13 protein-coding genes are annotated in these 12,840 nt (G+C 29.2%); 7 read left to right on the top strand and 6 right to left on the bottom strand.

The window, feature by feature from the left end; translation table 11 throughout:
• Positions 1 to 109 precede the first annotated feature (109 nt).
• Positions 110 to 598, top strand: coding sequence for a hypothetical protein (locus ACREV6_RS06345; protein ID WP_431577167.1), 489 nt, complete (start codon positions 110 to 112; stop codon positions 596 to 598).
• Between the two features lie 147 nt (positions 599 to 745).
• Here ACREV6_RS06345 and ACREV6_RS06350 read toward each other — a convergent pair whose 3' ends face one another.
• Positions 746 to 904 carry a hypothetical protein gene (locus tag ACREV6_RS06350; RefSeq protein WP_164943594.1) on the bottom strand — a complete coding sequence of 53 codons (159 nt, stop codon included), beginning with the start codon at positions 902 to 904 and terminating at the stop codon, positions 746 to 748.
• A 229-nt stretch (positions 905 to 1,133) separates the two neighbouring features.
• Positions 1,134 to 1,760 (bottom strand): hypothetical protein, encoded by a 627-nt coding sequence (locus tag ACREV6_RS06355; RefSeq protein ID WP_431577168.1) that lies wholly within the window; start codon positions 1,758 to 1,760, stop codon positions 1,134 to 1,136.
• Positions 1,761 to 1,962: 202 nt separating this feature from the next.
• Here ACREV6_RS06355 and ACREV6_RS06360 point away from each other — a divergent pair, with 202 nt between their 5' ends.
• Both ACREV6_RS06360 and ACREV6_RS06365 read left to right on the top strand, forming a co-directional pair.
• Positions 1,963 to 2,178 (top strand): YwbE family protein, encoded by a 216-nt coding sequence (locus ACREV6_RS06360; protein ID WP_431577169.1) that lies wholly within the window; start codon positions 1,963 to 1,965, stop codon positions 2,176 to 2,178.
• 771 nt (positions 2,179 to 2,949) lie between these two features.
• Positions 2,950 to 3,132, top strand: a complete 183-nt coding sequence (locus ACREV6_RS06365) for a hypothetical protein (protein ID WP_125001750.1) — start codon at positions 2,950 to 2,952, stop codon at positions 3,130 to 3,132.
• A gap of 156 nt (positions 3,133 to 3,288) precedes the next feature.
• On the opposite strand, the gene ACREV6_RS06370 is transcribed toward ACREV6_RS06365, so the two are convergent.
• From ACREV6_RS06370 to ACREV6_RS06380, 3 genes are all read right to left on the bottom strand, one after another.
• Positions 3,289 to 4,446: a metallophosphoesterase gene (locus ACREV6_RS06370; protein WP_431577170.1), complete on the bottom strand. Its 1,158-nt coding sequence runs from the start codon at positions 4,444 to 4,446 to the stop codon at positions 3,289 to 3,291.
• Positions 4,447 to 4,500: 54 nt separating this feature from the next.
• Complete coding sequence (gene pulA, locus ACREV6_RS06375; protein ID WP_431577171.1) at positions 4,501 to 6,390, bottom strand: type I pullulanase; 1,890 nt, start codon at positions 6,388 to 6,390, stop codon at positions 4,501 to 4,503.
• A gap of 98 nt (positions 6,391 to 6,488) precedes the next feature.
• The gene (locus ACREV6_RS06380) at positions 6,489 to 7,487 is read right to left on the bottom strand and encodes a LacI family DNA-binding transcriptional regulator (protein ID WP_431577172.1); all 999 of its coding nucleotides are present in this window, start codon (positions 7,485 to 7,487) and stop codon (positions 6,489 to 6,491) included.
• Between the two features lie 485 nt (positions 7,488 to 7,972).
• On the opposite strand from ACREV6_RS06380, the gene pgmB reads away from it, so the two are divergent.
• From pgmB to ACREV6_RS06400, 4 genes are all read left to right on the top strand, one after another.
• Complete coding sequence (gene pgmB, locus ACREV6_RS06385) at positions 7,973 to 8,620, top strand: beta-phosphoglucomutase (RefSeq protein WP_431577173.1); 648 nt, start codon at positions 7,973 to 7,975, stop codon at positions 8,618 to 8,620.
• A gap of 54 nt (positions 8,621 to 8,674) precedes the next feature.
• Positions 8,675 to 10,984, top strand: coding sequence for a glycoside hydrolase family 65 protein (locus ACREV6_RS06390; RefSeq protein ID WP_431577174.1), 2,310 nt, complete (start codon positions 8,675 to 8,677; stop codon positions 10,982 to 10,984).
• 158 nt (positions 10,985 to 11,142) lie between these two features.
• The gene (locus tag ACREV6_RS06395; protein WP_431577175.1) at positions 11,143 to 11,598 is read left to right on the top strand and encodes a hypothetical protein; all 456 of its coding nucleotides are present in this window, start codon (positions 11,143 to 11,145) and stop codon (positions 11,596 to 11,598) included.
• Between the two features lie 85 nt (positions 11,599 to 11,683).
• The gene (locus ACREV6_RS06400) at positions 11,684 to 12,271 is read left to right on the top strand and encodes a protein kinase (RefSeq protein WP_431577176.1); all 588 of its coding nucleotides are present in this window, start codon (positions 11,684 to 11,686) and stop codon (positions 12,269 to 12,271) included.
• Positions 12,272 to 12,338: 67 nt separating this feature from the next.
• On the opposite strand, the gene ACREV6_RS06405 is transcribed toward ACREV6_RS06400, so the two are convergent.
• On the bottom strand, positions 12,339 to 12,818 hold the full coding sequence (locus ACREV6_RS06405; protein WP_431577177.1) for a PIN domain-containing protein: 480 nt from the start codon (positions 12,816 to 12,818) through the stop codon (positions 12,339 to 12,341).
• Positions 12,819 to 12,840 lie beyond the last annotated feature (22 nt).

Consider the following 12,840-nt stretch of genomic DNA (forward strand, 5'->3'; position numbering starts at 1 on the left):
TGTATATAAATATTGGACTATGTAATTAACAAGGTATATCCTATATTTGTAACTACTAATATTCTTAATTTATGTGTTAGGTTTTAGTAGCTAATAGAGTTATAAGGAAGTGATTTATTTGGATTACGAAATTTTAAAAACAAGCACTCAAGAAACTAGAGATAACTGTTTAAAGAGCGAATTAGGAGAAGAAAAAAGCAAAGTAATAGATAAATATTGTCTTATATGTAATGAAAATTTATATTGGCAAAGAGTCAAAGACAAGTACCCAACTCAAGAATATTTTAGCTATAAATTCACTAAAAAAGCCTCAACTTTAGGCGTAATATTCCAAATTTATAGACTTTGTTATGCGAAAGTAAAGTATTTTGAAAAAAACTGGGATGATTATTGTGCCTGCGTGTATCATTGGAAAAAGGGTTTTATAGAAACCGAAATTTATAACATGGAATTTATTAAGCATAGAAGAACCGGTATTGTTATTGATCTGAGAAATTTATGTAACATTAACAAAATAGAAGAATTTATTAAATTATGTAGCTATTTAGAAGCCAGAGATGATTTAGAAAAAGATTGTACTATTATTGGACTAGATTAAATTATCTTCTTGAAGTCAGAGTTTCTAGCACTTATTACTTTTAGAAATTGAGTCTCTAAATAAGAGACTCATCTATTTTAACTACTATTAATTTTGGTGGTATACTATAATATATTATTAAATATTGTTTCCACTGTTAATATACCTCTATCTATCAAATAAACCGCCAGTTTTTTTAGTGCTTCTTGCTGCTTTTTTTTGTTTTCCAATCACTTTATCTGGTCTTGAAATTCCACCTTGCTCAGAACTTTTCTTTTTCTTTTCCTCAATAATTTTTTTCATCATTTCAATATTATTACTTGACATAAATTTTTCCTCCTTTTGTAGCAAATCAAAGTATGTTAGATACTATAGAATTTATGTTTAAGTTTATAATTTTTAAATTTTTATTTTCTACATTTCTATTCACTACACAAACTCAACTTGTTGTTTTCCCTACTAATCAGTTTATCTTAATTCACTCAAGATTTCAATATAATATTTCAATGTAACAATACTTTTTTATAAAATTGATGATTTATCTTCTTAAATACCTTTATCCTATCCTGGCCACAATACTGCCTAACTTAATTAGTACATTTTTATATCCCAGTTTTATAATTTCATTATCAACTAAACTTTCATAGGTTACTTTATCTATATCAAAGTCTAATGCACTTGACAAATTGGTCCCATAAAGTTTTTTAATATACATCTCACAATCTTCTTTAATTAAAGCATAATGTCTATCATCATAATGATACCCATTTGTATCATTTTTCAATTTTTCTATAATTCCATATAATTGGTAAATATAACTCATTTCTTTTAAATTAAAAATTTTAGTTAAAGCTACAATAGCCTCAGCATAATTAAAATTCATAGGTACAGGATAAATACTGATTTTATTATTATAATCAAATTCTTTTAACATTCTTAAACTTTGAAATAAGGAGGTGCATATATCTAATTGAATAATAGTGGCATACTCATTGAGTTTTAGCGCTTTATTTTGTTCTTGATATTCTCTTTTGGCTTTTTCAATTTTACTTTGTGTTTCAATTGCTTTACAAGTAGAATTTTTATTTATAAACCAACTGAAAATTCCACCTAAAATAGCTCCAATTATAATAGAAATAGATGATATAAGATGATCAGGTATGAATGAAAAGGATTCTTGCATTCCAATTTCTCCTTTCTAAAAAAGTATTTTCTACAGTATAGTTTCCATATAAATATATTATATTCTTATAGTCTCCGTTAATTTTTTTGACAAGACAATGATAATTGGAGTATTGTCTATATATAAAGCATATACAAATATAATTTTTATTGAAAATTATTCCTATGCTTTAAAGTAATTTATTGAAGGAGACTAAAAACACATGATTACACAAAATGATAATAAAGGACAAATAAGAAATAATATACCTATAGGCATTACTGTAGACATTGTTTTAAAAAAAGACCAACGAACAAATACACTAACAAGAGGTGTAGTAAAGAGGTTATTGACTAACTCAGCTGTGCACCATAGAGGTATTAAAGTGATGCTAGAAGATGGCCAGGTAGGTAGAGTTCAAGCTATTATATCAAAATAATAATTAAAAGTTTAAAGTTAAAAAGCCAATTTACCATTATTGTAAATATTCAATGGTAAATTGGCTTTTTAATATTAATCCAAAATTGCACTTGCATTTTGGATTAATATGATATATAATAATAAAGTTACCTAGTAGAAACAAAACATTCTTTTACTACTACCCAATATGTAGTAAAAAAATCGGATCATTAAAACACTTAACAAGAGAAGACATGAATTTTAAAATTTCAATTCTTTAATTCTTACCCTCCTCATTCGAAAATTTCTTAATGAATCCCTTATTAAAAATTTTGTTGAATATTGTACTGATAACGCTTATAACATAATACAATTTGTTATAGCATGATTTGTGATTAAATTAAGGCGTTAAACAATTATTAGTTGTTTCGTGACCTTGTAAACCAGTAAGGAGGTATTTATATGAAAAAAGACGAATTATTTGAAATTACAGAAGATGTAATTGATGAATGTTTAGAATGTTTAGACTAACAATAAAAAAGCAAATCTATCACTGTCCTGTTCTAGTGAAGGTTTCTTTTTTTTTTCGTAAAATTAATTGTAAAAATTTAGGAAGCGTATTTTTATATTATGTATACCTACTTATAGAAGTGGGAGACTTTCTTTCTGAAACGTGGTTAAATCATCACCTGCGGTGCTGAAATATCGTTAAAAAACAATTTTAAATAAATAGTACTACAAATAGAGGAAATTTCTCTTTAGTATAGAATATCTCTAAGTATAAAATACTTACTTATAGGGAGGGCATAAAATGTTAACGATTTCTTTTATTAGTGGTGACAAAGAATTACTTGATTTAAAACAATCCGAAGCTGATTTGTTTAAAAGCTGGTTTTACAATTTTGAAAACTCCAGGCCTCATGAGGTTAATACAATGGGTAAGAAGTACCTCTTTAACAAAAAGGCAATAGCTTATATTGAAATAGAGCCTTAGAGTTTGGTGTTATATCAAAGCAATTAATAATTTACAATATGAATTTGAACAAAATAGAAAACCTGCAAATCTTATGATTGCAGGTTTTTCTGCCTCCACACCATGGTAAATTCAGGTACAATCTACTCCAGACAGTACTTGATTAATCATTATGGACTATTGTTTAAACTCCACCTCTACTTGGACAATTTCTGAAGATGTACCTATTCTTATAGGCGGCCCCCAAGTTCCAACGCCACTTGAAACCACAACATTATATGTACCTTTTGTAAGTAATCCAAAATCATTTTCAAATAGCCTTTTAGTAACAATATTCGCTGGTAGCAATTGACCCTTGTGGGTATGGCCTGATAATTGAAGGTCAACTCTAGCTTTTTCTCCTTCACTAAAATTCACAGGTTGATGATCAATTACAATAATGGGTAAAAGCTTATCTGTGCCCCTTAGCAATTCATACATTGTTTTTCTTTTTGCTTTAGAATATCTCTCAGAGGATAAATCATCTCTCCCTACAAGATAAAAACTATTATTGATTTTTACTGTCTTATCTCTTAATAAATTAAAGCTTGCGGAATTTTCATATTCATAAGCAATTTTATCTATTGATCCCCCATAATACTCATGATTACCTAAAACTGCGTAAACTCCATATTTAGAATGTATCTTTTTAAATTCTGCACCCATTTCTTGGTCTATAAAAGGTTTTATATAATCATCAATAATGTCTCCAGCTAGTATTACTATATCTGGGTTTAATTCATTTATTTTAATTACCATCTTTGAAAGTCTCTGTTTATCTACAATATCACCAAGGTGTAAATCTGAAAGCATTACAATATTTAACTTTTTTAGCGTTCCTGCATCCTTGCTCACTTTTATTGAATAATTTGTTATTTTTAAATTTGTTGCATTGTAGGTCCCATATATTAGCAAAATAGCTACAATAATGAGCGCTCCTATGTTAGATATAAAATATATATTTTGTAATGTTTTAGTACCTATGAATGCAAGTCTTTTAATACCTAAAATTAGTTTTACAATATCTATGACTCCTAGCAATATAATAAAATATAAAAATGCTGCAAGCCAGTATCCTCCTAAAATGTTAAGGAATTTTTCAAAAAAATATGGTACTTTGTCTTTACTAATTCTTGCTATTATAAAAGACAATGCAACAAAAATAAACATGGTCCAATATAAATATATACTAATTTTTGGAATTGCTGCATTTATAAGCAACCAACCTTTTTTACCAACATAAAGGTTGGCAGCAATGAAAATTGCAAAAGAAAAAAATATTTGAAAATAAATCATTTTTTCATATGTCCTCCAAACTTAGATACTTTCGGCGTATCCGTTAGTTTACCGTTATCTACATAATATATAAGTAGAAATGGAAGGTATACTTACCTCATTAATACAGGTTTTTATTCCTTTACTTACTCCTGTTTTATCCACTTCATATTCATTGGCTAAAACTTTCCATTCATTAGAATCTGGTAAAACTATTTTTATTTCTTCATTATTAGAATTATGAATTACAATTAATTTATTAAAGTCATCCTTGAAGTTTGAAGTTAATTGGTAAGCCACAGAATTACAAGGTGCTTCAAGGAATATCAAAGATTTTTTTACCTCGTAATCATTGTCCAAAGTCATAACCTTTTGACTTTTTCTCAAAGCGATTAAACCCCTAATATATTCATAAGTTTCCATGCATTCAACCTTTCTACCCCACCCTATTTCATTCACAGCATCACCAGAATTATAGCTATTATGATTTCCTTGTTTAGTCCTTAGTATTTCGGTTCCTCCTTGAATAAAAGGGACACCTTGACAAGTAAGTATTATAGTTAGTGCCAATCTATTCATTTTTTCTCTTTCTAAAGGAGTATTATTAGTATTACTTTTTTCAAATTTATCATATAAACATAGATTATCATGTGAACTTACATAATTTATTGATTCTCCAGGTTCTTGTGTGAAATTGCATATTTCATCATTATATTTAATGCTACCAACAATACCTTTCTTAATTTCGGGTTCCAGACCTACTCCACCATTTACAAAGCCTGCTCCGGCGCCGTCATTATCTCCCTTTAGTGCATTTCTCATATCATCATTAAATAAAGATACTTGTAGACCTCTTTGACTTCCTTTTCTTACTTGTTTTGAAGGTTCTAATGATGATTGTCCACCTGTCCATGGCTCACCATAGATAATAATATTTGGATTAATAATTTTCGCTTGCCTGACTACTTCTTTTATTGTATCAATATCATGTAGAGCCATTAAATCAAATCTAAATCCATCTATCTTGTATTCGCGAGCCCAAAATATAATACTATCTACTATAAATTTTCTTACCATTGGCTTTTCTGAAGCTATTTCATTCCCACACCCTGAGCCATTAGTATAGTTTCCATTCTCATCTCTTCTATAATAATATCCTGGAACCAAGATGTCCATTGGTGAATTATCTATAGCAACAGAATGGTTATATACAACATCCATAACTACATTGATACCATTTTCATGCAAAGTTTGGATCATAGTCTTAAACTCTCTAATTCGCACAGTGCCATCCTCTGAATTTGAAGCATAAGAACCCTCTGGAACATTATATAAATAAGGATCATATCCCCAGTTATATCCCCCCACAGTTTCATCAACACTTGCAAAATCATAAACAGGCAATAAATGAACATGAGTTATTCCTAAATCTATAAGATGGTCAAGCCCTGTAACAATACCCTCAGAGGTCTTAGTATCTTTCTCAACAAAACCCAAATATTGCCCTTTATTTTTAATTCCTGAGTCCGTTGACACTGAAAAATCCCTAATATGGATTTCATATATTACTGCCTGGGTCCTGTTAATTGGTAATGTTCTTAGATGATTTTCCCAATTGACGGGATTTATAGAACTAAAATCAACAATCATACCTTTTTTACCATTAGTACTGCATCCTTTAGTATAAATATCCGGTGTTTCTTTTTCTACACCGTCATTTAATACTAAATAATTATAATATTTATTTTTAAAATCGCCCTGAAGTTTAAGTTCCCAAACGCCCTTTTGGCCTTTAGTCATGACATGTCTTTGTCCCAGGTTATCACTAAAAGTTTCATATAGGACTACTGTTACTTTTTCCACGGTAGGTGCCCAAACCTTAAACATTGTATACCGGAGAGTATAAACTGCACCTAAATCGTTTCCATCGTAAGTAAATTCTATGTTTTCTAATATATTTTCCATTAGTTAATCTCTCTCCTTTAAAAATAATAAAAAGTACCGAAAGAATTATGTTTTAAATAATATGCATGTACCTAAAAAATAACCCCAGAAATCTAGAGTTATTTAGTTGATTCTCTTTCAACTAATTTTGTATCAATAATATAATTGGTTATATATTCTTTCTCATTCTCTAATTTGTTTATTAATAGCTTAACTGCAAAATAACCCAATTCTTCAGAATTAATATCTACTGAAGATAGAGAAGGATTCCTGTAAGCAGTCAAGGGAGTGTTATTAAACCCAACAATTGAAATGTGATTTTGAGACATTTCGCTTATAGCTTTTGATGCACCGAATGCAATTAAATCGTCAGTGGTCACAACAGCTGTAGGACTTGAATTCTGCAAAATTCTTTTCATAGCATCATAGCCACTAGATTCTGTAAATTCTGCTACTTGTATCATATTTTCCTCTATTTTTACGCCAATATTCTCCATAGCTTTCTTATAACCTTCTAACCTATTTATAGTTACATTAAGTGTAGGTGAACCTCCTATAAATGCGATTTTTCTCTCGCCCTTTTGTATTAGATAATTAACAACACTGTACATTGCGTGAAAGTTATCATTATCAACCCATAAAAGACCTTCTGTATTTTCTGGTTTACCTATTACTACAAAAGGATAATCAGCTTCTTTTAAATAAGCAATACATTTATCGTTTTTCCTTACTACAGGCAAAATAATACCATCAACTCTTCTACTATTCATTAAACTTGCTATATACTCTACTTCTTGATCTTCATTATTACTGTAAGTATACATTATATAATATCCTTTTTTCTGCGCATAATGGCTTATGCCTCTCATAATTTGAATGAAAAATGGGTTAACAAATAAATCCTCATCAGTGTTAGGTAAAATAAGTCCTATAGTTTTTGTTGTTTTACTAACTAGGCTTCTAGCTATGGCATTAGGATGATAATTCATTTCTTTCATTGCTTTATAAACTATTTGCTTTGTTGCATCACTAATTTTGGGATTATCTGCAATTACTCGTGAAACTGTGGAGGGTGATACATTTGCAAGCTTTGCTACTTCTCTTATAGTTACGGACATAAAAACTTCACTTCCTAATTTATAAAAATATTCTACGTTAATTATATTATTAAATGTAATATTGTGCAAGGCTAGCTTGAATAAGTGTTGACATTATCTGAATTAGTAATTAATATGTTAGTTTCTTATAAATAAAGAGCAATTATAGTTAAGTGCTATGCCATTTATTATGCAACCGATTGCAGTTTATTTAATATGATTATAATCTTTCAGTTTAACTTCTGTCAATAACAATATAGTTTTTCTTTTGTGATTATAGCTACTTTATCTATACTTACTTTGTCGCACCATTGAATTCGTTGAATGTATACTATTTCATTATTCCAGTAACAATATTTTGACGTATAAAAAATAATACAAATTATTTTGTGCAAACGCATTCACAAATCCATCATTTTATATTATTATATAACTACAGGCATTAACATATTATAAGTAAATACTTTCATTGATATAATAATTTACATAAAATAAAGGAGGAAGCTATGCATAATATTAAAGCAGTTATATTTGATTTAGATGGAGTATTGGTTGATACTGCTAAATATCATTATTTAGCATGGAAAAGACTATCAGAAGAATTAAACATTGAATTTTCATTGCAAGACAATGAGAGGTTAAAAGGTGTAAGCAGAATGCGGTCATTGGATATCATATTAGAGATCGGAAATACTACACTAGACCAGGATACAAAAACTGAACTAGCCCAAAAAAAGAACATTTGGTACGTGGAGTATATTTCTGAATTAACTCCAAAGGATATTTTACCTGGGGTTATTGGTTTTTTAGAAAGTCTTAAAGTAGCTAGCATAAAAGTTGCATTAGGTTCTGCAAGTAAGAATTCTATGCTTATTCTTGAAAAGTTAAATTTAACGAATTATTTTGATGCTATAATTGATGGTACAAAGGTTTCTAAAGCAAAACCAGACCCTGAAGTTTTCTTAAAAGGCGCTGAAGCACTTAATGTAACGCCTAGTGATTGTATTGTCTTTGAAGATGCGGAGGCCGGAGTAGATGCTGCCATTAATGCTGGAATGTATTGCGTTGGAATAGGTTCTAAACATATATTAAAAAGGGCTCATTTAGTCCTATCAGGATTTTCTGATATGACTTTTGATAAATTAAAACTGTAAGACTAAACAATTGACAATTGTTGTTTTACCTGAAAAATAACTAGGAGGATTTTAATGAAACACTATTATAAATTAGACGAATGGAATATTATTGAACAAGGCTTTAATGCAGATAACAATGAAATATCTGAGAGTATTTTTAGTTTAGGTAATGGATATATGGGGCAAAGAGCAAATTTTGAAGAGGATTATAGCGGTTCATCACTTCAAGGAAATTATATAGCGGGTGTCTATTATCCTGACAAAACAAGGGTTGGTTGGTGGAAAAACGGCTATCCAGAATATTTTGCTAAGGTTTTAAATTCAACAAATTGGATTGGCATAAACGTTAAAATTAATGACATTTCACTAGACCTTGCTAAGTGCAGCGTAAAAGAATTTGAGAGAGTTTTGAACATGAAACAAGGATATTTGCAGAGAAGCTTTGTGGCTGTACTTTCAAATGGCAATGAGATTAGAGTAAATGCTAAAAGATTCATAAGTATGACGCGAGGTGAAATAGGCACAATAAAGTACTCTATAGTGCCATTGAATTTTAAAGGAAAACTAGAGATTACACCTTACCTTGATGGGGATGTTATGAATTCTGATTCTAATTATGATGAAAAGTTTTGGGATGAGGTTTCTAGTGAAGTTAAACCCTATGAAGGATATATGATGCTTAAAACCAAGAAATTAGATTTTCACATTTGCACATATATGACCTATGAAATAACTAAAAACGGTGAAACTATTAAACCAATAGTAGAATTTAAGCAAAGCGAAAAATATATTTCTAGTACTGCATCAGTCCATTGCAATGAAAATGATGAAGTTATAATTTATAAATATGTTGCAAATACCTCCTCAAGATATTATGAAAAAGATGCGCTAATTGGAATAACTAAAGAACTTTGTAGCAAAGCTAAAGTGGCTGGGTTTGAAATATTACTAAAAGAACAGGCTGATGCTTGGGAAGAAAAGTGGAAGGAAAGCGATATAGTTATTGAAGGCGATATTTCTGCGCAACAAGGAATTAGATTCAATATATTCCAATTAAACCAGACCTATACGGGAGAAGATTATAGGCTAAATATAGGGCCAAAAGGTTTCACTGGTGAAAAATACGGTGGAAGCACTTACTGGGATACGGAAGCGTATTGCATCCCCTTTTATCTAAGTACTTCTGAGGAAAAAGTATCAAGGAACCTTTTATTATATAGATACAAGCAGTTAGACAAAGCCATAGAAAATGCTGAGAAATTAGGTTTTACAAATGGAGCAGCCCTTTATCCAATGGTAACAATGAATGGTGAGGAATGCCATAATGAGTGGGAAATAACCTTTGAGGAAATACACAGAAATGGAGCTATAGCTTATGCTAATTATAATTATGTGAATTATACTGGAGATAAGTCTTGCCTTGGTGAATTTAGTCTTGAGGTGCTTACGGCTATATCAAGATTTTGGGCTCAAAGAGCTACTTTTTCAAAAAGTAAAAATAAATATGTGATTCTAGGTGTTACTGGACCTAATGAATATGAAAATAATGTAAATAACAATTGGTATACCAATAAAATTGCCTGTTGGACTTTAAATTATACAATTGAGGTTATAAATTACCTAAGTCAGAATGAACCTGAAAGACTAAGTGAACTTAAGATAAAACTTAATTTTGTGGACCAAGAGATTATTACTTGGAAGAATATTATTGAAAATATGTACTATCCTTGTGATGAAGAACTTGGAATTTTCCTTCAACAAGATGGATATATGGATAAAGAGCAGATATTAGTTAGTGAATTAGATAAAAAACATTTACCAATAAATCAAAACTGGTCATGGGATAGAATACTACGTTCATGCTTTATAAAACAAGCTGATGTACTTCAAGGTATTTACTTATTTGAACAGGAATACGATACTGATACAATTAAAAGAAATTTCGATTTTTATGAACCAAGAACTGTACATGAGTCTTCGTTGTCCCCTTGCATTCATACTATATTAGCTGCAAAAATCGGGAATTATGATAAAGCTTATGAAATGTATTTAAGAACTTCTAGGCTTGATCTTGATAATTATAACAAGGACACACAAGATGGTTGTCACTCTACTAGTATGGCAGGAACATGGATGGCAGTAGTTCATGGGTTTGGAGGGCTCAGAGTTCGCGATAATAAATTAATATTAAATCCATTTATCCCTAAACACTGGCGCTCATGCTCTTTTAAAATAACCTTTAGAGGTGCACTTTTAAACATTAAATTTAATGATAGTATTCTTCAAATACAAAATGAGAATGACGTAGCAGTGAACTTATCAATTTATAACAGGAACTATAATTTAAATGGAAATGATTTATTAGAAATTCCAATACAATAAACGTAAGACGTTTAAATAAACCATAAGCCTCAGCATATATTTTCAGTGCTGAGGTTTTTTTTGTTTACTCATGGCACTTATTTTGATAAGATTACATAGGGTTAAATTATAATTAATTTCAAATAAACAAAAGAAAATTTAAACAATGGAGGAAAACTATGAATTTTAAAAATATAAAAATTAAAGCAATAGCAGATAGAGTTATGAATAGAGCAGTTAAAAGCGGCTTTAAGAAGGATGATATAGAAGACTTTTATATAGAATCATTATTAAAACAAACCACCTCACCTAGAATTCGCGATTTTATTGAACTATCTTATTATAAAGGAATATTTAAAGGCTTTCAGTATTCTGAAACATTAATTAATTCAAATATAGTGCCTGGCAATACTGACACTTATGCTGATGAACTCCAAAAGCAAAATACTAGTCTAATTAAAAGGCTAGAAGATCTAAATGATATGGTTTTTAAAATCAAAGAACCACCTCAAAACACAGGCAAAATAATTCAAGATGGGAGAAGTTTTGTTTCTTATAGAAACAAATTTACAAATAATATTAATAATGCAATAAAAATGGCCTGGGATAACAAAAAATATCTAGATAAAAAATAATTATATTATTTTTATTCATATCTAAGAAATACTTACAAACTTCTATCATATAATATAGTAATATAATTATAAAGAAGATGATAATATGAAGAAAAAGGTCAATTATTATATTCAATTAAATAGTAGAGTAGAAAAAATGCTTAGAACATCAGAATTTTTAGGGTCTGGTCATAATGGAATAGTATATTCCCTTCCTAACCAAAAAGTGATCAAAATTTTCAAAGATAAGAGAATTTGTGGCAAGGAATATGATATTTTTATGAAAACCAGAAGAAGTAAATATTTTCCTAAAGTTTACGAACATGGAGATTACTTCATTGTACGAGATTACGCAAGTGGAGAACGGCTAGATAAGTATATAAAAAAGCATGGTATAAATAAAGAAATCTCACATAACATCATAGAACTTATTGAAGAATTCAAGAAACTGAATTTTAAGAGACTAGATATTAGATGTAAGGATTTGTACTTAAAAGAAGATTTTTCAATTACCGTCATTGATCCTAAAAATAATTATTCGAAGAAAGTAATTTACCCCAGACATCTAATGAAAGGGCTAAACAATTTAGGTGTACTAGATGAATTTTTATCAGTAGTTAGTGATGAAAATTCAGAAATTCATGAGTTATGGAATTTTAACTTCAAACAATATTTAGAAAAAAATAATAAATAAATCACAATAATTTAAAATAGTATAAAAGACTGCAATTTATTGAATTGGAGTCTTTTATACTGCGTCATTATAATACTTTTAATTCTTTTAACTCATCCACGAATTGATCAAAGTTTAGCACTCTTGAAGAATCTAATATGATTTTTGCACTTTTAAGCATTTTTTTATCTTCAGTCACAAGGGTATAATCTTTATTCCTTTCGCAAATATGAATTAGACTATAGTCATTTATAGAAATTTTATCTCCATTAACAAAATATATATTTTTATTCTTCTCATATTTAATTGGATTACCACCTATGCAATCTTCAGTAAAACTGGGGCAATTATTAGTAATAATATGCCCTAATAATTTTAAGAATTTATTTGAGAGTACAAAGTCTTCATTGTATTTTGCATATTCTTTTACGGATAACTCTCCAGCTATATCCTCAGAAATTTTAAAATCAACCCATTCTATATTTTCAATAGTATCTAATAAGGTAGGATATTTATTCCACACTTTTATAACTATATTAGTATCCAATAAATATTCTTTACAAATCATTTTCTTATCTCCTTTTAGAAAT

It is taken from the genome of Clostridium sp. (assembly GCF_050717515.1).
In the GTDB taxonomy this organism is placed as follows: domain Bacteria; phylum Bacillota; class Clostridia; order Clostridiales; family Clostridiaceae; genus Clostridium_AD.